Annotated in this window: 12 protein-coding genes and 6 pseudogenes; 8 read left to right on the top strand and 10 right to left on the bottom strand. The window is 67.8% G+C overall.

Annotated features, from left to right (window positions below; all coding sequences use genetic code 11):
• From fabI to ku, 7 genes and pseudogenes are all read right to left on the bottom strand, one after another.
• Entirely contained in the window at positions 1 to 804 is an 804-nt protein-coding gene (gene fabI / locus QP165_RS08685) for an enoyl-ACP reductase FabI (RefSeq protein ID WP_107930438.1), read from the bottom strand.
• On the bottom strand, positions 801 to 1,766 hold the full coding sequence (locus QP165_RS08680) for a YihY/virulence factor BrkB family protein (protein ID WP_235532235.1): 966 nt from the start codon (positions 1,764 to 1,766) through the stop codon (positions 801 to 803). The genes fabI and QP165_RS08680 overlap by 4 nt, the downstream gene beginning before the upstream one ends.
• 7 nt (positions 1,767 to 1,773) lie before the next feature.
• Positions 1,774 to 2,703 (bottom strand): DnaJ C-terminal domain-containing protein, encoded by a 930-nt coding sequence (locus QP165_RS08675; RefSeq protein WP_333995196.1) that lies wholly within the window; start codon positions 2,701 to 2,703, stop codon positions 1,774 to 1,776.
• 89 nt (positions 2,704 to 2,792) lie between these two features.
• Positions 2,793 to 3,685 (bottom strand): annotated as a pseudogene (locus QP165_RS08670) (transglutaminase family protein).
• Positions 3,686 to 3,727: 42 nt separating this feature from the next.
• A pseudogene (locus tag QP165_RS08665) lies at positions 3,728 to 6,212 on the bottom strand (circularly permuted type 2 ATP-grasp protein).
• Between the two features lie 183 nt (positions 6,213 to 6,395).
• Positions 6,396 to 8,938: pseudogene (gene ligD, locus QP165_RS08660) on the bottom strand (DNA ligase D).
• Between the two features lie 106 nt (positions 8,939 to 9,044).
• Positions 9,045 to 9,911, bottom strand: coding sequence for a non-homologous end joining protein Ku (gene ku, locus QP165_RS08655; protein ID WP_333995193.1), 867 nt, complete (start codon positions 9,909 to 9,911; stop codon positions 9,045 to 9,047).
• A 96-nt stretch (positions 9,912 to 10,007) separates the two neighbouring features.
• Here ku and pdxH point away from each other — a divergent pair, with 96 nt between their 5' ends.
• From pdxH to QP165_RS08640, 3 genes are read left to right on the top strand one after another with little or no spacing between them, the layout of a single operon-like run.
• Positions 10,008 to 10,586 carry a pyridoxamine 5'-phosphate oxidase gene (gene pdxH, locus QP165_RS08650; RefSeq protein ID WP_333995191.1) on the top strand — a complete coding sequence of 193 codons (579 nt, stop codon included), beginning with the start codon at positions 10,008 to 10,010 and terminating at the stop codon, positions 10,584 to 10,586.
• On the top strand, positions 10,583 to 11,530 hold the full coding sequence (locus QP165_RS08645; protein WP_333995190.1) for a cation diffusion facilitator family transporter: 948 nt from the start codon (positions 10,583 to 10,585) through the stop codon (positions 11,528 to 11,530). Before pdxH ends, QP165_RS08645 begins: the two co-directional genes overlap by 4 nt.
• Before the next feature lie 25 nt (positions 11,531 to 11,555).
• Positions 11,556 to 12,347 (top strand): PhzF family phenazine biosynthesis protein, encoded by a 792-nt coding sequence (locus QP165_RS08640; RefSeq protein ID WP_333995188.1) that lies wholly within the window; start codon positions 11,556 to 11,558, stop codon positions 12,345 to 12,347.
• Positions 12,348 to 12,401: 54 nt separating this feature from the next.
• Here the strand turns inward: QP165_RS08640 and QP165_RS08635 are convergent.
• Both QP165_RS08635 and mnmA read right to left on the bottom strand, forming a co-directional pair.
• Positions 12,402 to 12,649: pseudogene (locus QP165_RS08635) on the bottom strand (UvrB/UvrC motif-containing protein).
• Between the two features lie 15 nt (positions 12,650 to 12,664).
• Positions 12,665 to 13,783, bottom strand: coding sequence for a tRNA 2-thiouridine(34) synthase MnmA (gene mnmA, locus QP165_RS08630; RefSeq protein WP_333995186.1), 1,119 nt, complete (start codon positions 13,781 to 13,783; stop codon positions 12,665 to 12,667).
• A 135-nt stretch (positions 13,784 to 13,918) separates the two neighbouring features.
• On the opposite strand from mnmA, the gene QP165_RS08625 reads away from it, so the two are divergent.
• From QP165_RS08625 to QP165_RS08615, 3 genes are all read left to right on the top strand, one after another.
• Positions 13,919 to 14,146, top strand: coding sequence for a hypothetical protein (locus QP165_RS08625; RefSeq protein WP_056017322.1), 228 nt, complete (start codon positions 13,919 to 13,921; stop codon positions 14,144 to 14,146).
• 103 nt (positions 14,147 to 14,249) lie between these two features.
• Positions 14,250 to 14,549 carry a CtrA inhibitor SciP gene (gene sciP, locus QP165_RS08620; RefSeq protein ID WP_056017319.1) on the top strand — a complete coding sequence of 100 codons (300 nt, stop codon included), beginning with the start codon at positions 14,250 to 14,252 and terminating at the stop codon, positions 14,547 to 14,549.
• Positions 14,550 to 14,640: 91 nt separating this feature from the next.
• Positions 14,641 to 14,898 (top strand): GlsB/YeaQ/YmgE family stress response membrane protein, encoded by a 258-nt coding sequence (locus QP165_RS08615; RefSeq protein WP_056017316.1) that lies wholly within the window; start codon positions 14,641 to 14,643, stop codon positions 14,896 to 14,898.
• A gap of 96 nt (positions 14,899 to 14,994) precedes the next feature.
• On the opposite strand, the gene QP165_RS08610 is transcribed toward QP165_RS08615, so the two are convergent.
• Positions 14,995 to 15,729, bottom strand: a complete 735-nt coding sequence (locus QP165_RS08610; protein WP_333995178.1) for an SIMPL domain-containing protein — start codon at positions 15,727 to 15,729, stop codon at positions 14,995 to 14,997.
• Between the two features lie 216 nt (positions 15,730 to 15,945).
• Here QP165_RS08610 and QP165_RS08605 point away from each other — a divergent pair.
• Positions 15,946 to 17,122: pseudogene (locus QP165_RS08605) on the top strand (efflux RND transporter periplasmic adaptor subunit).
• 5 nt (positions 17,123 to 17,127) lie between these two features.
• Positions 17,128 to 20,352, top strand: a pseudogene (locus tag QP165_RS08600) (efflux RND transporter permease subunit).
• The last annotated feature ends 8 nt before the right edge of the window (positions 20,353 to 20,360 follow it).

Raw genomic sequence — 20,360 nt, 5'->3', positions numbered from 1 at the left:
TTAGACCAGCGCGATGTCGGGGGCGTCTTCGGCCTTCATGCCGATCACGTTGTAGCCGGCGTCGACATGGTGCGTTTCGCCCGTGACGCCCGATGCCAGGTCGCTGAGCAGGTACAGCCCCGCGCCGCCGACATCGTCGATCGTCACGTTGCGCTTCAGCGGCGAGTTCAGCTCGTTCCACTTCAGGATCAGGCGGAAGTCGCCGATCCCGCTCGCGGCCAGCGTCTTGATCGGGCCGGCCGAGATCGCGTTGACGCGGATATTGTCGCGGCCAAGATCGACCGCGAGATACTGCACACTCGTCTCAAGCGCGGCCTTGGCCACGCCCATCACGTTGTAATGCGGGATAACCTTCTCGGCGCCGTAATAGCTGAGCGTCAGCATCGACCCGCCCGGGTTCATCATCTTGGCCGCGCGCTGCGCGACCGCGACGAACGAATAGACGCTGATGTTCATCGTCATCAGGAAATTGTCGAGGCTGGTATCGACGAACCGCCCGCGCAGCTCGTTCTTGTCCGAAAAGCCGATCGCGTGGACGACGAAGTCGATCGTCGGCCATTCCTCGGCCAGCTTGGCGAAGGTGGCATCGAGCGCGCCCATGTCGGACACGTCGCAGTCGAACAGTCGCGCGACGCCCAGCTGCTCGGCAAGCGGGCGGACGCGCTTCTCCATCGTCTCGCCCTGATAGCTGAACGCGAGTTCGGCGCCCGCTTCGGACAGCTTCTTGGCGATCCCCCAGGCCAGCGACTTGTCGTTCGCCAAGCCCATGATCAATCCACGCTTGCCCGCCATCAAACCGTTCACGCCGTCGTCGCCTCCACCTGCACCGTCTTAGCCGGCTGCTCTAGCGTGGTTTCGGGTGGTTCCGCCAGTGCTGCGTTCAAATGTGCGCCGAACACCAGCCCCAGCCCGATCACGTAGAAGAACAGCAGCATGATCACGACACCCGCAAGGCTGCCATAGGTCAGGTCGTAGCCGCCCAGACTCGACAGCACGATCGGCAGCAACGCGGTCGCGCTGATCCACCATGCCGCAGTAAACGCCGCGCCGGGCCATTTGCGGCATTTGGAGTAACGGTAGCGCGACGGCGTGACCGAATAGAACAGCAGATACAGCGCGCCGAACATCAGCAGCGCGGGGATCAGCCGCGACAGCCCGACCCAGCCCGCGGCGTCCTGCGCAAAGGGGACGAGGCGGTAGATGAACTGTTCGGCGGCGGTGAGGATGCCCTGCACGAGGAACGAAAGCAGCGCCATGATGACCGATCCGACGATCACCGCGGACGAGCCGAGCCGCGATTTCCAGAACGGCGCGGTCGCCTTGATCCCGTAGGCGCGGTGGAAGATGTCGCGGATCGTCTCGACGAAGCTGCCGACGGTCCACAGCCCCACCAGCGCGCCGAGCCAGAGCAGCGAGCCGGTGCGCGCCGCGAGCACGTCGGCGATCGGCTTGCGCAACAGATCGGACACGTTGGGCGGCAGGACGTTGAGGAAGGATTCGACCGCGCGGATCGTCTCGACGCTCTGCCCGAACAGCGACAGGATCGCGGCGGCCACGATGAAGAACGGAAACACCGTCATCAGCGCGAGATAGGCGAGGTTGCCGGCATGGATGAAGCCGTCGTTGAAGACGCCTACCGCGGCGCGCTTGACGACTTCGAACGCCGTGCTGCCCGGACGGACCTTCGCTATGCCGCGCGTAAGCCTGGTGCGCGCACCCCGGTGATCGTGGGCGCGCGCTTCGGGCGTAAGATTGCTATCATTCACAAGGCGTTCAGACGCCCATGGCCCCCCGTGGGTTCCCCGCGCCGTGATCCTTCCATCCTTCGACGAACGTCGCGAGCGCCGCATCGTTCGCCGGAATGTCGATCATCAGCGTGACGAGCTGATCGCCGCGCCCGCCGCCCTTCTTGTGAAAGCCCTTGCCCTTGAGACGCAACGTCTTGCCCGACGTCGTCCCCTTGGGGATCGTCAGCATGACGGGCTTGTCGACGGTCGGCGCCTTGATCGATCCGCCGAGTACCGCCTCGGCGAGGCTGATCGGCAGGTCGATGCGGACATCGTCGCCGTCGCGCGTGAAGAACCGGTGCGGCTGGACGTCGATCGTCAGGATCGCATCGCCCGCACCGCCCGGACCGGGCTCACCCTTGCCGCCCAGCTTCATCTGCGTCCCGGTCTCGACGCCGGCGGGAAGCTTGAGATCGAGCGTCTTGCCGTCGGCGAGCGTCACGCGCTGCGGCTCGAGCGTGGCTGCCTCGACGAACGGGACCTGCAGGCGATAGGCGACATTCTCGCCCTTGGGCTGTGCCCGCCGGCCAAAGCCGCTCGAGAAGCCGCCGCCGCCCCGCTGCGCGCCGCCGAACAGCCCCTCGAAGATATCGCTCATGTCGGGGCCGCCGGTTTCATACCCCTCGCTGCGGAAGCCGCCGCCGGGCTGCGCGCGACCACCGCCGCCGCCGCCAAAGCCGAACGGTGCGGCCGGGTTGCCGTCGCCGTCGATCTCGCCGCGATCGAAGCGCGCGCGCTTGTCCTTGTCGTTGAGCAGGTCATAGGCGTTGGTGACCTGGCTGAACCGTTCGGACGCCTTGGGATTGTCCTTGTTGCGGTCGGGATGCAGTTCCTTGGCAAGCTTGCGATACGCCTTCTTGATGTCGGCTTCGGTTGAATCGCGGGCAACGCCCAAGGTCTTGTACGGATCGGCCACTTACGTCCCCAGTCTTACTTGCGCATCTATGTGGGGCGATGCGGCCTCCAGCGCAATTCCCGCCCGCCGGTTTGGCAGCAAAGACCGCGTCAGGGCCGCGCCGGTTCGTCGAGCGGGGCGACGTCGACGCTGACGTCCATGTTCTGCGCACCCGATCCGAGCACGACGCCGTCGACGGGCGCGATCTCGGCATAGTCGCGGCCGACCGCCATGACGATGTGATCGCTCGCCATCCAGATGCCGTTGGTCGGATCGAGGCCGATCCAGCCATGCCGCGGTCCGCACCAGAGCAGGACCCAGGCGTGCGTCGCATCGGCGCCGACCAGACGCGGCTGGCCCGCGGGGGGATCGTGCGGATATAGCCCGACGCATAGGCGGCGGGCAGGCCGGCCGCGCGCAGGCCGGTGATCATGATCTGCGCGAAATCCTGGCAGACGCCCTTGCGGTGGCGGAACGCCTCGTGCGGGGGCGTGTCGACCAGCGTCGCATCGGCATCGAAGACGAATTCGCGCTGGATCCGCCGCGCGAGCGCGATCCCTGCATCCAGCGCGCCGCGCGCGGGGTCGAGATCGGCGGCGCAATAGTCGGCGATCGACTGGTCGAGCGGGATGAGCGGCGAGGGGTAGATATAATTGGCCGGGCTGGCCGCGGACAGATCGGTGCTCGCGCATGCCATCGCGGCGATGTCGGCAAGTGTCGGATCGTCCGCGCCGGGCATGGGGACGAGCCGGTCGACGGTCATGCGCGACCGGCTCTCGATCGTGAGATGCCGGACGGGGCTGTCCACGACGAGCCGCGTGACGTTGGCGAGCCCTGCCTCCGCGCGCGCCGCGCTGGTGCGGCCGCCGGGATGCACCGACAGCGTATAGGTCTCGAGCGTCTGGCCGGGCCAGTCGATCGGCTTGAGACGCAGGTTGCAGCGCGCGAACTTGACGCTCGCGCCATAGTCGAACGTCGTGACGTGACGGATATCGTAGATCATCGGGTGCCAGGTCCGGGGTGCGGGTCGGCCCGCCGCGTCGGCTCATGCCAGCGTCAGCCCGCTGGTGCGCAACGGCTCGGCGCCCTGCAGGAAATAGCGGCGGGCGAGCGCGTCCGACACGCCGCCCAGACGGCGTTCGATGTCGCCCAGCGTGTCGGCATCGAGATCGGCCGCGGCCGCGGTGACGACGATCGCCTGGAGCGCGATCGCCTGCGCCTGTTGCGGCTCGGCCATCTCGTCGTCGCTCAGCACCGGCAGCTCGGCGAGGCGCGCGGCAATGCGTTCGGCGGAGAAGGCGAGGCTGCGCGGATTGCCCGGATCAAGCGCGACGAGGTCGATGACGGGGACGCGGGCGATGCCGGTCGGATAACGCTGACGATAGGTGATCTGGCTGTCGGCGAGGTCGAGCAGCACGGACAGGTCATCGGGCGAGGCGCCGGGCATCCCGAACAGCCGGATCGCGCGCGCCATCGCCATCGCGCGCTCGATGCGGCGGCCGAGATCGTGGAACCGCCACGCCGCGGTGCGCCCCATATGCTCCGCCGACAGCCCGGCGATCGCGGCGTAGCGCCGCTGGAGCGACCCGGCGCGGTCGAGCATGCCGCGATGCGACGGGAAGGGCGCCTCGAGCAGGCGGACCATGTCCGCGGACAGCCGGTCGCGCGACCCCTCGCCGATGTCGCGCGCATGACGGTTGATCGTCGCGATCGACTGCCACGCGTCATCCTCCATCGCGGTCCGCGCGAACTGCGTCAGGTCGGCGCGGCGCAGCGACGGGGGATGCGGCGCGGCACCGCTGCCGACGACCAGCCCGACGAGCTTGCCGACGGTCTGCGGCGAGAGCACCGCGCCGCCATCGACGTCGATCGAGTTGCCCAGCATCACGCGGATCGCGCCGAGCAGCGCCTCGCCGCGCTCGAGATAGCGGCCGAGCCAGTAGAAATTGTCCGCGACGCGGCTTGGCAACGTCCCCGGATTGCGCCGGACATGGAGCGAGTCGGGTGCGGTCAGCAGCGAGTCGGGGGCGACCGGATCGGCGCCATAGACGCAGACGTCGGCGGACCAGATTCCCTCGCCCATCACGGCGGCGCGGGCGTCGGGATGCTCGCCGATCCGCGCGAACCCGCCGGGCAGGACGGTCCACTCGCCATCGCCGCCGCGGGCAGCAAAGACGCGCAGCGTGAACGGGCGCGGGACGAGCGAGATCGCCGACGACGACGGGCATCGTCGACAGCCGGACGATCTCCTGCCCGACATAATCCTGCGGCCGGCGCGCGATGTCCGCGAGCAGCGCGGTGCGCGCGTCGCCGGTGATGTCGGCGCCCGCGGTCGGGCCATCGGGCAGGCCGAGCGGGGCCGCGTGGAAGGCGGGGCCGATCAGCAGCGCGTCGAGATCCGCCTCGACCCGGTTGCGTGCGCCGTCCTGTCCGCACCACCAGGTCGCGATGTTGGGGAGCAGCAGGTCTTCGCCGAGCAGCGACCGCGCGAGCTGCGGCAGGAACGCGGCGAAGGCCGGCGCCTCGAGCACCGCGGACCCGGGGGCGTTCGACAGCACGACATTGCCCGCGGCATAGGCGTCGATCAGCCCGGGGACGCCGATCTGCGAATGCGTGTCGAACGCGAGCGGATCGAGCAGCCGCGGATCGAGCCGTCGCCACAGCGCGTCGATCCGCTTGAGGCCGCCGATCGTGCGGACATAGACCTTGTCCTCGAGCGCGGCGAGATCGGCGCCCTCGACGAGCAGCAGCCCGAGATAGCGCGCGAGATGCGCCTGTTCGGGATAGCTCGGGTTGAAGCGGCCCGGCGTGAGCAGCCCGATCCGCGGGTCGGTGCGCTTGCACATCGCCGCGAGGCCGGCACGGAACGCGGCGAAGAACGGCGCATGACGCTGCACGTTCAGACGCGCCTGCAACCCGCCGAGCGTCCGGCTGACCGCGAGGCGGTTCTCCAGCGCATAGCCCGCCCCCGCAGGTGCGCGCAGATGGTCGGCGAGCACGCGCCATTCGCCCGTCGGGCCGCGACCGAGATCGATCGCGATGAAATCGAGATGCCGTCCGCCGGGCGGCGGCAGCCCGACCATCGGGCGCAGGAAGAACGGGCTGCCGGTGACGAGCGCGGCGGGGATATGGCCGTCCGCGACGATCCGGCCTTCGCCGTAGAGGTCCGCGATGACGTGTTCCATCAGCGTCGCGCGCTGGACGACGCCGCGCGCGATGTCCGCCCATTCCCCCGCCTCGATCAGCAGCGGGACGGGCGACACCGGCCAGGGGCGCTCGTCGGGTTCGTCGGCGATGCGGAACCCCGTGCCGATGTCGGCGGCATGACGCTGGACGCGTTCGCGGACATGGCCGAGATCATCCGACGCGACCGCGGCGAGTTCGGCGAACATCGCCGGCCAAGCGGGGTCGATGCTGCCATCGGCGTCGGGACACAGCACGTCGGCGCTGGTGCTGCGCGCGCAATAGTCGGTGATCCAGCGGTCGGCATGGACCATCGCGTCGAACAGGGGCGCGGATTGCGTCGCTATTTCCAATGCCTCAAGTCCCCGATCAGTGGCGGCGGTGTTTCACCTTTCGACGCGGCGGTGCAACATAAATTGTCCCGTCCGCCCCGCGTCGTACCGAAACCGCGAGCGCCGGCGCGCCACGCATCGCACCGCCAGCGGCCCGGCCGGGGAGATGGTCGCACGCTCAAGGGAGAGGCAGTGGTTTCACAGATCGGGCAGCACCTGGTCGGCCACGCCCCATCCCTTGAGCACGCGCGAATTGACCCGTGCGATGAGCTCGTCGACGTCGCGTACGCCCCAGCGCGCGGCGGTGTCGATGTCGCGCAGCTCGGTCCACGACACGGGCGCCGCGACGGGTGCGCCGGCCCTCGCCCGTGCGGAATAGGGCATCACCGCAGTGGCCCCGCGCTGGTTGCGCAGCCAGTCGATGAAGATCCGGCCCTTGCGCCTGGCCTTGGCCATCGTCGCGACGAAGCGGTCGGGCTCGGCGCCGGCGAGCGCGCGCGCGAACCGGTCGGCGAAGTCCTTGACCGCAGGCCATTCGGCGTCGGGTGTGAGCGGCACGACGACATGAACCCCCTTGCCACCCGACAGCAGCGGAAAGCTGACGAGACCGAGCTCGGCAAGCTGCGTCTTCAGGTGCTCCGCCGCTGATTTGGTGTCCGAAAACGCGAGCCCCTCGTCAGGATCGAGGTCGAAGACCAGCCGGTCGGGCTTTTCCAGCGCCGCGACCGAGGATCCCCAGCCATGAAACTCGATCGTTCCCATCTGGACGCACGCGACGAGACCGTCGGCGTCGTCGACATACAGATAGTCTTCGGTCGATCCGTCTTTCTCGCGGATCGGCACCTGATGGACCGCATCGCCGAAGCTGCCCGCGTCGTGCTTCTGGAAGAAGCAGGCGCGCGACCGGCCTTGCGGGCAGCGGACGAGGCTGATCGGACGGCTGCCCGCGAAGGGCAGCATGATGCCCGATACCGCGGCATAATAATCGGCGAGGTCGCCCTTGGTCACGTCCGACTCGTCGAACAGGATGCGATCGCGGCTGGTGACGGTGATGCGCGTCGCGAGGACCGCGTCGGCGGCATCGGGGAGGGGCGCCGGCGTCTCGGCGACGACGTCCTTCGCCGCCTTGTCCTCGCGCAGGCCAATGAAGCTCGAATGGCGCAGCACGCCGTCGGGGGTGGTCTCGGCAAACGCGATCTCGGCGACGAGTTTGGGCGTGACCCATTTCGCACCGCGGACCGCGGCCTTCGGAGCGTCGACGGTCGGCGTCTTGCGGTCGAGCGCGTCCAGCCTGTCGCGCAGCTCGGTCATCAGCGCCTGGTCGAATCCCGTGCCGACCTTGCCCGCATAGCGATAGCCCTTGCCGTCACGCACGCCGAGCAGCAGCGACTTGAACCCGCGTTTCTTGTCGGAGGGGAGCCAGCCGACGATCACGAATTCCTGCCGGTGTGTGCATTTGACCTTGAGCCACGCCTTGGTCCGCTTGCCCGCATAGGGCGCGTCGGCGCGTTTCGAGACGATGCCCTCGAGCCCCTCGCGGCACATGGTTTCGAACAACTGCTCGCCCGCGCCGACGACATGGTCCGAATAGCGCAGCCGGTCGTCGTCGCCCGGGATCAGCGGTTCGAGCCGGGCCTTGCGGTCGAGATTGGACAGGTCGGTCAGGTCCTCGCCGTCGAGCTCGAGCAGGTCGAACGCGAACAATGTCATGTCGCCGCCGTTCGAGATCGCGTCCTTGAGCGTCGAGAAGTCGGGATGGCCGTTCTTGTACGCGACGATCTCGCCGTCGATCAGCGCGGACCGGACGGGCAGCGTCGCGGCGGCGGCGGCGATTCCGGCGAACTTGTCGGTCCAGTCGAGCCCGGTGCGCGTGAACACCCTGGCCGTGCCGTTCGCGACCGCGACGAGCGCGCGGTAGCCGTCATATTTGACCTCGTGCAGCCAGGCCGAGCCGGTCGGGACGGCATCGACGAGCGTGCAGAGTTGGGGGTCGCGGAATTCGGGGAGAGCGGCGGTCCTGGATTTCGTCACCGCCGATTTTGCCGCCTTCGTCACCCCAGCGGAAGCTGGGGTCTTTCGCGGCTCGTGTCGCGTGCTGGCCGCGAGAGATCCCAGCTTCCGCTGGGATGACGGGGGAGGGGGCGTTTTGATTTGGTGACGCGCTTCCCTTCCGCGATCTCCGCCATCGTGCGGCCGGTCGAGACGCTGGTGAGCGCCTCGTCGACCAGCGTGTCGGTGCCGCCTGCTGCAGCGTCGTCGATCTTGCGCAACAGCCAGTTCTCGCGCTTCTCCTTCGCGCGGGGCTTGAGGCGGATGAGCAGCCATTCGCCCTTCATCCGTTCGCCGTCGAGGACGAAGTGGAGATGGCCCTTGTCGAGATCGCTGGCGGACTTGCCCTTGATCGGCGACCAGCTGCCGCGGTCCCACAGCATCACCGTGCCGCCGCCATATTCGCCCGCCGGAATCGTGCCCTCGAACGTCGCGTAGCTCAGCGGATGATCCTCGGTGCGCACCGCGAGGCGCTTTTCGTTCGGGTCGAGGCTGGGGCCGCGGGTGACCGCCCAGCTCTTGAGCACGCCGTCGATCTCGAGGCGGAGGTCCCAGTGGAGCCGGGTGGCGTCGTGCTTCTGCACCATGAAGCTGTTGCCGTTGCCCGGCGCGAGCGTGCCCGCGGGTTCGGCGGTCTTCGCGAAGTCGCGCTTGGCGTTGTAGCGGGCGAGTGGGTCGGGGGTGTCAGTCACAACGTGCCGCCGATACCGTCATCCCGGCGAAGGCTGGGATCTCGTGCGGCAGGGGGTGGGCGGTAACGGGGAGATCCCAGCGTTCGCTGGGATGACGATGCTGTGTTCAGGCACGTTTTTTCGCCGGGGCGCGCTTGGCGGGCGTTTTCTTGGCCGGGGCCTTCTTCTCTTCAGCCTTCGCCGGTTCCTTCGCCGCCATCGACTTCTTCAGCGCGGCCATCAGGTCGACGACGTTCGAGCCCTTGCGCTCGCCGGTATCCTTGTCCTCGATGATCGTCTTGCCGTTCGCCTTGCGCTTGCGTTCGATCAGGTCCTTCAACGCATCGACATAGCGGTCGTGGAATTCCTGCGGGTGGAAGTCGCCGCTGCGCTTGACGATCAGCGCCTCGGCAAGTTCGAGCAACTCCTCGGAGGGCTTGTCGTCGGGGATGTCGCGGAAATAGCCCTGCGCCTTGTGCACCTCGTCGGCGTAGCGCAGCGTCTCGAGCACCAGGCCGCGCCCGCATGGCTTGAGGCTGACGACATATTCGCGCCCGCGCATCGCGAGCTGGCCGAGCCCGACCTTCTTCGTCCGGCGCAGCGCCTCGCGCAGGACGATGAACGCCTCCTCGGCGAGGTCGTCGGCGGGGACGACGAAATAGGGCTTCTCGTAATAGAGCACGTCGATCTCGCTCGCGTCGACGAACTGCGTGAGTTCGAGCGTCTTCTTCGACTCGAGCTTCACCGCGTCGATCTCGTCCTGCTCGAGCAGGACATATTCGCCCTTCGAGACCTCATAGCCCTTCATGATCTCGTCGGCATCGACCGGGCCGACGCCGGTGACGACCTTGTCGTAATGGATCGGCTGCCCCGACGGCTCATGGATCTGCTTGAACGAGACCGCCGCGCCCGACTTGGTGGCGGAGTAGATCTCGACGGGGATCGAGACCAGCGCGAGCCGGATCTGTCCCTGCCAGTATGCGCGCGCTGCCACGGTGTCTGTTCCTTCGTTCCGGAACCGATTCAAACATCGACGCGCGCGAGTCGTTCCAAAGTTTCGCTGGCCGTCAAACCCCGCTATGGCGCGGGCATGTCTGACGATCCCTTCACGCTGTTCGACACCTGGTATGCACAGGCCAGGGAGTCGGAACCGAACGACCCCAATGCCGTCGCGCTCGCGACCGCGGATTCCGACGGGCGACCGTCGGTGCGGATGGTGCTTCTGAAAGGGCACGGACCCGACGGATTCGTGATCTATTCGAACCGCGAAAGCCGCAAGGCGGGCGATCTTGCCGCCAATCCGCAGGCCGCGCTGCTGTTCCACTGGAAGTCGCTGCGCCGTCAGGTGCGGATCGAGGGGGCGGTGATGCTGGCGAGCGATGCCGAGTCGGACGCCTATTTCGCGTCGCGCGGGCGCGATTCGCAGCTGGGTGCCTGGGCCTCGGACCAGTCGCGCCCGCTCGACAGCCGCGAGACGTTCGAGGCGCGCTTTGCCGACGTGGCGGCGCGGTTCGAGGGCGGCGACGTGCCGCGCCCGCCGCATTGGGGCGGATACCGCGTCGTGCCGAGCCGGATCGAATTCTGGCAGGATCGCGCGCACCGCCTGCACGAGCGCCGGCTTTTCGTGCGCGACAAGGATAGCTGGAACGAAGGACTGTTTTTCCCATGACTCAGGACGAACGTCGCCGGGTGATACCGCTCGCGACACGCGCCGCGCTCGCCAGCGTGGCGATGGCGTGTTTCCTGCTGCTGCTCAAAGCGTTTGCGGCCTGGACGACGGGGTCGGTGGCGATGCTCGGCTCGCTTGCCGATACCGCGCTCGATCTGCTCGCGTCGCTGGTGACGCTGTACGGCGTGCGGCTTGCGGCGACGCCGGCGGATCACGACCACCGCTTCGGCCACGGCAAGGCGGAGGCGCTGGCGGCGTTGTTCCAGGTCATGCTGATCACCGCGTCGGCGGCGGGCATCGCCTGGCGCGCGATCCTCGCGTTCAGCGATCCGCAGCCGACCACGGGCGCCGATTTCGGGATCGGCGTCTCGGTCATCGCGATCGTCGCGACGGTGTTCCTGCTCGCCTATCAGCGCAAGATCATCCGCCAGACGGGCTCGGTGGCGATCCTGGCGGACAACGTCCATTACCAGTCGGACGTGCTGCTCAACGGATCGGTGATCGTCGCGCTGGTGCTCGACCAATATGTCGGGTGGAGCGGCGCGGATCCGATTTTCGGGATCGTCATCGCGTTGTGGCTTGCCTGGGGTGCGTTCCAGGCATCGTCGAACGCGATCGACCAGCTGATGGACAAGGAATGGCCCGAGGATCTGCGCGCGCAGTTCCTCGACGTCGCCGCACGCCAGCCCGGCATCCGCGGGATCCACGATTTCCGCACGCGGCGGTCGGGCAGCCACGACTTCGCGCAGTTCCACATGGAGGTCGCGCGCGACCTGACGGTGGCGCATGCGCACGACATCGTCGAGGCGGTCGAGCGCAACCTGCGCACCGCCTTCCCGAAGGTCGAGGTGCTGATCCATCTCGATCCCGAGGGGCATGTCGATACCGACAATCCGCTGGTCGAGGCGGATGTCACGCCGCACTGGTTCGGCAAGCGCGTCTGAACGCCACCCGCACGAGGATCCCGTCATGAGAATACCCTTTGCGCAGATCGATGCGTTCACCGACACGCCGTTCGGCGGCAACCCGGCGGGGGTGATGCCGTTGTCGGCGTGGCTGCCCGACGACGTGCTGCTCAAGATCGCGCAGGAGAACAATCTGAGCGAGACCGCGTTCATCGTCGCGTCGGACGATGGCGAGGTCGATTTCGACCTGCGCTGGTTCACGCCGGCGGCCGAGGTCGCGCTGTGCGGCCATGCGACGCTGGCGAGCGGGCATTTCGTGTTGTCGTCGGATACTGCGCGCGACCGCGTCCGGTTCCGGACGCGGCAGGCCGGGGTGCTCGAAGTCGCGTGCGCGGATCGTGGCTACACGCTCGAACTGCCCGCGTGGAAGCCGAGCCCGAAGGACATGCCCGAGATCGTCGCGGCGCTGCGCATCGCGGATCCAATCGAGACGCTCTGGCACGAGAAGGGCTATGCGCTGGTCGTCGTCGGCGACGAGGATATCGTCCGCGACCTCACCCCCGACTTCGTCGCACTGTCGGCATTCCCGATCGTCGCGATCGTCGCGGCACGCGGTCGTGCGACCGACATCGTCAGCCGCGTCTTCACGCCCTATTACGCGATCGACGAGGACCCGGTGACCGGATCCGCGCATGCGGTCATGGTGCCCTATTGGGCGGAGACGCTCGGCGACCGGTTCTCGGCCTTCCAGGCGAGCGCGCGCGGCGGGAAGCTGTCGTGCCGGCTCGTCGACGATCGGGTGGTGCTCGGCGGCGCGTGCGTGACGGTGATCGAGGGCACGTTCCTGCTGCCCTGATTGCCCACCAAAACACCCCGTCATCCTGACGAAAGAAACAGGACGGGATTAAGACTAGCGCTTGCGCCCCTTGGTCATCGGATCGGGCTTTTTCGGCTTCACCCAGCCGGGGGCGGGGTCATCCGCTGCTGGCTGGTGCCGAGCCCCATCGCGCCGGGCTGCTGGCGCGTCAGGCCCGTCGTGTCGGCCACCGCGCCGCCGCCGCGCAACACGCTGATCTGGTCGCGCAGACGCCCGGCGGTCTCGAAGTCCATCGCGGCGGCGGCGGCTTCCATCTGGCGGCGGAGGGCTTCGATATCCATGCCGCCTCCAACGCGTCAGGCGGCCGCGAGTGCCGCCTCGGTCTGCGCGATCCAGCCGCCGCCGAGCACGCGCTCGCCCGCATAGAGCACCGCGGCCTGGCCCGGCGCGACGCCGTATTCGGGGGCGTCGAACACGATCCGGTCGTCGACGAGCCGCGCGGGCACCGGCTTGGCCATCGATCGGACCTTAGCGGTCAGCGGCCCGGTGAAATCGCCGCCGAGCCAGTTGATGTCGGTCAGCCGTGCCGCCTCGATCGCGAGCGCGCGGCGCGGACCGACGATCACGCGCCGGGTCTCCGGTTCGACGCGCACGACGTAGAGCGGCTCGGGGCTGCCGCCGATCTCGAGCCCACGGCGCTGGCCGACGGTGAAGTGGATCAGCCCGCGATGCTCGCCGAGCTTGGCGCCGTGCAGGTCGACGATGTCGCCCGCGGTATCCGCCTCGGGGCGCAGCTTCTTGACCAGACTCGCGTAATCGCCATCGGGGACGAAGCAGATATCCTGGCTGTCGGGTTTGGCCGCGACGCCGAGACCGAGCTCCGCGGCGATCTCGCGGACGCGGGCCTTGGGCAGGCCGCCGAGCGGGAAGCGCAGATAGTCGAGCTGCGCCTGCGTCGTCGCGAACAGGAAATAGCTCTGGTCGCGCGCCGGATCCGCGCCGCGGTGGAGTTCGGCGCCATCCGCACCCTCGACCCGGCGGACATAATGGCCGGTGGCGAGGCAATCCGCGCCGAGATCGCGCGCGAGCTTCAGCAGGTCGGTGAATTTGGGACCCATGTTGCACTGGACGCACGGGATCGGCGTGCGGCCCGCGAGATATTCGTCCGCGAACCGGTCGACGACCTGTTCGCGGAAGCTGGTTTCATGGTCGAAGACATAGTGCGCGATGCCCAGCCGGTCGCAGACCGCGCGCGCATCGCGAATGTCGCGGCCCGCGCAGCACGAGCCGGCGCGGCCGATCGCCTCGCCATGATCATAGAGCTGCAGCGTGACGCCGATGGTCTCGGCGCCCGTCTCGTGCGCGAGCGCCGCGACCACCGAGCTGTCGACGCCGCCCGACATCGCGACGACGATCCGACGCCCGCGCAGCGACCCGGGCGCGGTGCCACCCAATTGAAAATCCGACTGTTCCATCGGCCGATCATAGGCTTTGCGGCGAGCCGTTGCAAAAAATACGACGGACGACCGAACGGCCGCGCGAGCTTTACTTAGATTTCACCCCTCTGCGCTAAACCCCAGTCTCTACCTGATGGTTATGCGAGTTTTGCGTTGGATTTGAGCTTCCCCCGTTTTGATCGAGAGACAGAGGTCACCGTATTACCGGGCGATCTCGCGCTCCTGATCGTGGGGGTTGCCGCGCGGCAGGCGGCGAGCCCGACGGCGGTGGTGCAGGCCGGCTTTGCCCGCGTCGCGGTCGATCCCAAGCTGTTCGCGCCCGTCCACGGCGCGTTCAACGGGCCGATGGCAAACGCGCTCGCCAACTGGAAACGTGAATGAAGGGGTCGTTTACCGTGGCGCTTCAATCGTTCTTCAAGTCCTGCGCTTACACGCCGTCTACGAATGTTGAGAAGGGGCGCGACGCCCCGATCAGAGGTTGCAAATGATCGAGAACCAGAAGATCCGTCCTGCCAAGGTCATCGGGCCGCTCGGCGAGCAGTTGACGATCGACTCGCTGCCGCCGCCCAGCACGACGCGGTGGGTCGTGCGGCGCAAGGCCGAGGTCGTCGCCGCGGTGAACGGCGGCCTGTTGTCGGTCGACGAGGTCTGCGACCGCTATGGCCTGACGGTCGAGGAATTCGCCGGCTGGCAGCGCGCGATCGACCGGTCGGGGATGCCGGGGCTGCGCGTCACGCGGATCCAGCACTATAAAACGCTGTACGAGCGCCAGCAGAAATACTGAGACCTAAACTCAAAACGCGAGCGGAACAAATATCGGTCTTCGCACGTCTTTCCGCCATCGCCCGGCTACGGGATCAACGGAGGAAGTTAAAATGGGTCTTATTCTTTGGCTGATCATCGGCGGCGTCATCGGCTGGATCGCCAGCATGATCATGCGCACTGACGCGCAGCAGGGTATTTTCCTGAACATCGTCGTTGGCATCGTGGGTGCCTTTATCGGCGGGCTGATCCTCTCGGGTGGTTCGATCAACAACGCACCGCTCACGCTGACCTCGTTCATCGTGTCGCTGCTGGGTGCAATCGTCCTGCTCGCGATCGTGAACCTCGTTCGCCGCGGCAGCGTTCGCTAAAACACCTTCGCATTCGTCACGCGAAAAGAAAGGGCCGTCCGGGAAACCGGGCGGCCCTTTTGCATGGGACGTCGATCGCGGGGTCCGCCTGACGGCTCAGTTGAGCAGGAAGCGGACCGAGACGTTGACGGTGACGTCCTTCTCGCCCGCGACGATCTGCGTGCTGTCCTTGGCCATCGACGCGCGTGCCATCAGCATCGGCGGGTTGGGCGACCCGGCATTCTCGCCATTCTCGGTGATCGAGACGATCCGCGTGACGCGCATGCCGGCGGCGCGCGCATAGAGCTCGGCACGCGCACGCGCGCGCTTGACCGCGTCGGCACGCGCCTCGTCGAGCGCGGCATCGGGCTGATCGATCGAGAGATTGGGGCCGTCGATCTGGTTTGCTCCCTCGCCGACCAGCGCATCGAGGATGACGCCCGACTTCGCCACGTCGCGGAAGCGGACCGATACGCTGTTGGTCGCCTGATAGCCGGTGATCACCGGCGGCTGGTTCTCGGCATAGCGATATTGCGGCGACAGGCCGACGCTCGCGGTGGCGATGTCGCGCGGGGCGACGCCGGCCTTCTTCAGCGCCGCGAGCACGCGGTTCATGCGCTGCGCATTGTCCGACAGCGCGGCGGCGGCGGTGGCCGCCTGCGACACGACGCCGGCGCGAATCGTCGCGACGTCGGGAACGCGAGTCGTTCGCCCCTCGGCGCTGACATCGAGCACCGTACCCGCCGCCGGAATCATCGGCTCGACGGTCACCGGCGTCTGCGCGTTGGCCGCCGTCGCGCCGGCAGCGGTCGCAGCGAGCGAGGCCGCCGCGAGCATGGCAATCTTGATCATTCGGTATCTCCCTGAAGCAACACGCATTGCCCGCATGGGGCCGGATCGGTCAACGCAGGCTGAACGCCGCGTGCAGCTTGCGGACAGGTTGGTTTCTGGGCATGCCTGCGTCCGAATCGCGGCATGCTTGGCGGGGGTTGAGCGTGGTGACCTATTCAGATAATACAGCGGATGTTCGGTCCTAACGGATCGGGTCGGGACGGGGATTGTGCGCGCATGAATTACGAGACCAAGGTGATCGGTGACGACCCGCAACCGATGTTGCCGGACTATACGACACCGTCGCACACGCGTCGCAACGTCATCATCGCGCTGATCGTCATCCTCGTGGCGATCGCCGGCGCATGGTTCGCGTTCGGACCGGGCAAGAAGGGCGCCGCGACCGCTGCAGCGGCGCCGCAGCTGCCCTCGGTGACGGTCGTCGTGCCGGGCCGCAAGACCGTCGACCGCGTGATCTCGGCAACGGGGACGCTCGCGGCGCGGCGCGAGATGCCGGTCGGGGTCGCGGGCGAGGGCGGGATGATCACGCGCGTGCTGGTCGAGCCCGGCCAGTGGGTCGCCGCGGGGCAGGTTCTCGCGACGGTCGATCGCTCGGTCCAGACCGAGGCCGCGGCCTCGCTCGCCGCGTCGGTATCGGTCGCGCGCTCCGACGAGACGATCGCGCAGGCGGAACTCGATCGGGCGCGGCAGCTCGTCGATCGCGGCTTCATCTCGAAGGCGGACCTGCAGCGCAAGGCGGCGACGCGCGATGCCGCGGCGGCGCGCGTCAAGGTGGCGCAGGCCTCGCTCGGCGAGGCGCGTGCGCGCAACGGGCGGCTCGACATCCGCGCGCCCGCGGCGGGGCTGGTGCTGACCCGCGGCGTCGAGCCCGGGCAGATCGTCGGGCCGTCGGCGGGCGTGCTGTTCCGGATGGCGATGGGGGGGCAGATGGAGATGCGCGCGCAGCTGAGCGAAGCGGATCTCGCCGGGCTTCACGTCGGCGCACGCGCCACGGTGGTCCCGGTCGGCACGACGCAGCGCTATCCCGGCGAGGTGTGGCAGGTGGCACCCGTGATCGATCTCGCAGACGCGTCAGGGGATCGCGCGGATCGCGGTCAAATATGACCCGGGCCTGCGGCCCGGCGGGTTCGCCGCGGCGACGATCGTGGGCGGCGCGACCCAGGCGCCGCTGCTTCCCGACTCCGCGCTGCAAAGCGACGAGAAGGGCAATTACGTCTATATCGCGGATGCGCAGAACAAGGTGGTCCGGCGTGACGTCAAGATCGGCCAGGTGTCGGATGCGGGCGTGACGATCATCGGCGGACTCGACGGCACCGAGCGCGTGGTACAGTCTGCGGGCGGGTTCCTGACGCCCGGACAGACGGTGAAGCCGATCACGAAGAAGGCGAGCTGACAGCCATGAACTTCCGCAACATCTCGGCCTGGTCGATCCGCAATCCGGTTCCGCCGATCGTGCTCTTCTTGGCCCTGATGCTTGCAGGCGTCGTCAGCTTCATGCGGATGGACGTCAACCGCGATCCCGACATCGACTTCCCGATCGCGATCGTCGTCGTCAACCAGCCGGGTGCGGCACCGACCGAGATGGAGACGCAGGTCACGCAGCGCGTCGAGGCGGCGGTGCGATCGCTCCAGGGTATCGACGAGATCAATTCGACCGTCACCGAGGGCAATTCGGAGACGATCATCCAGCTGACGATCGGTACGCCGATCGATCGCGCGGTGAACGACGTCCGCGACGCGATCGCGCAGATCCGCAGCGACCTGCCCGACGGCATCCTCGAGCCGCAGGTCTACCGCGCGAACACCAGCGGCAACGACATTGCGAGCTTTGCCGCGATCACCACGAGCATGACGGTCGAGCAGCTGTCCTGGTACATCGACGACACGGTGACCAAGGAGCTGCTGTCGATCCCCGGGATGGCGACGATCAGCCGCAACGGCGGCGTCAGCCGCGAGATCTCGCGTGATCCTCGACCCGCTCAAGCTGCAGAGCCAGGGGCTGACCGCGAGCCAGGTCAACGCGCAGTTGCGGCTGGTGAACCTGAACGCCGCGGGCGGCCGCGCGGAAATCGCGGGGTCCGAGCAATCGATCCGCGTGCTGGGCAACGCACGCAACGCGGCCGATCTCGGACAGACGCAGATCAGCGTCGGCAATGGCCGCACCGTGCGGCTCGCCGACATCGCGCAGGTCCGCGACCTGTATGCCGAGCAGCGCAGCCGGGCGACGGTCGACGGCCGCCAGGCGATCACCTTCGACTTCCAGCGCGCCAAGGGGGCGTCGGACGTCACGATCTATCATGCGGCTGTCGAAAAGCTGCGCGCGCTCGAAAAGCGCAATCCGTCGGTCAAGTTCGTCCAGCGCTATACCAGCACCGAGTATACCGAATCGCAATATGAGAGCGCGATCCATGCGATGATCGAGGGCGCGGTGCTCGCGGTCATCGTCGTGTTCCTGTTCCTGCGCGACTGGCGCGCGACCGCGATCTCCGCACTCGCGATCCCGCTGTCGGCGATTCCCGCCTTCTGGTTCATGGACCTGCTCGGGTTCGACCTCAACGGGATGACGCTGCTCGCGCTCAGCCTGGTGGCGGGTGTGCTGGTCGATGACGCGATCGTCGAGATCGAGAACATCGTCCGGCACATGCGGATGGGCAAATCCGCCTATCAGGCGTCGATCGATGCCGCCGACGAGATCGGTCTTGCCGTGCTGGCGACGACGATGGCGATCGTCGCGGTGTTCCTGCCGGTCGCGCTGATGCCGGGTATCGCGGGGCAGTTCTTCAAGAATTTCGGGCTGACCGTCGTCGCCGCGGTGCTGATGAGCCTCGCGGTCGCGCGACTCGTGACGCCGATGATCGCGGCGTATTTCCTCAAGTCCTTCGGTCATGCGACGCATGGCGAGGGCCGCGTGATGGACTGGTATGTCCGCACGCTGCACTGGACGCTCGACAGCCGCAAGGCCGCCGCATGGCGAGCCCGCGGCGGGCTGCGCAAGGTCTTCAACCGCGTGCTCGACCACCGGATGTGGGCGATCGGGGCGGGGGCGGTGTCGTTCGCGCTGACGCTGTTCATGTTCACCGTCCTGCCGTCGCAGTTCCAGCCGACGCGCGACGAGGATGATGCGAACGCGCAGATCGAGATGGTGCCCGGCACCACGCTCGCGCAGACCGACGCGGTCGTCGCGCGCGTCAGCGAGATCCTGCGCCAGCAGCCCGAGGTGACGACCGTCTATGCGCGGACCCGCGTCGGCAGCGGCAACGTGACCGCGAACCTGAGCAAGGATCGCAAGGAGAAGTCGGTCGATTTCGAGCGCCGCCTCGCACCGCAGCTGACCGCGATCCCCGACGCACGCGTGTCGTTCCGGTCGCAGTCGGGCTGGGGGTCGAGCGGTCGCGACGTGACCGTCGTGCTCGGCGGCAGCGACCCTGCCAAATTGCAGAAGGCGGCGGACCAGATCGTCGCGGAAATGGGGTCGCTCAAGTCGCTGACCGCACCGCGCGTGTCGGGGGGATGCAGCGGCCCGAAATCGTCATCCGCCCGCGCTTCGACCTCGCGGCGAGCCTCGGCGTGACGACGCAGGCCTTGTCGTCGGCGATCCGGATCGCGACGCTGGGCGATATCGACCAGAACTCGGCGCGATTCTCGCTGACCGACCGGCAGATCCCGATCCGCGTCGCGCTCGACCAGTCTGCGCGCTCGAACCTCTCGACGATCCAGAACCTGCCCGTCGCGACCGCATCGGGCGGCTCGGTGCCGCTCAACGTGGTGGCCGATATCGGGCTGGGCTCGGGCCCGACCAAGATCGACCGCGTCAACCAGCAGCGGCAGATCACGCTCGGCGCCGATCTCGCGCCCGGCGTCGTGATTTCCGATGCGATGAAGCAGGTCCATGCGCTGCCGACGATGAAGATGCTCCCGGTCGGTGTCAGCGAACTCACGCTTGGCCAGAGCAAGTGGCAGGCCGAGATGATCACCAACTTCATCATGGCGGTGGTCTCGGGAACGTTCCTCGTGTTCGCGGTGCTGGTGCTGCTGTACCGCCGCGTGCTGCCGCCGTTCGTCAACATGGGGTCGCTGCTGCTGGCACCGCTCGGCGGGCTGCTCGCCTTGTGGGTCACGGGGCAACCGATCTCGATGCCGGTCTATATCGGGCTGCTGATGCTGCTCGGGATTGTCGCCAAGAACTCGATCCTGCTGATCGACTTCGCGCTCGACGAGATGAGCAAGGGCGTCGACACCTTCACCGCGATCATCGATGCCGGACACAAGCGGGCGCAGCCGATCGTGATGACGACGGTCGCGATGGTCGCCGGCATGGTCCCCACCGCGATGTCGATCAGCGGCGATGCGTCATCGCGCGCGCCGATGGGCACGGTCGTGATCGGCGGGCTGGCGCTGTCGACGCTGCTGACGCTGCTGATCATTCCCGCGGCGTTCAGTCTCGCGGTCGGGATCGAGCGCGCGGTCGGACCGCGGCTGGGCCGGCGTCTGCTGACCTATCGGCCAGGCGACAATGGCGAGGGGCCGCTCGGCATCCCCGGTCCCGACCGGCCGATGCTCGGGCCGGCGTCGCCCAAGATCGGCTATGCCGACGGGGAGGGCGGTACCCAGCCCGCCGAGTGACGCGCCAC

The organism is Sphingomonas sp. 22R3R2A-7, assembly GCF_036856055.1.
GTDB lineage: Bacteria > Pseudomonadota > Alphaproteobacteria > Sphingomonadales > Sphingomonadaceae > Sphingomonas.
The sequence above is the reverse complement of the archived record's forward strand: the minus strand, read 5'-3'. Positions and strand labels throughout refer to the sequence as shown.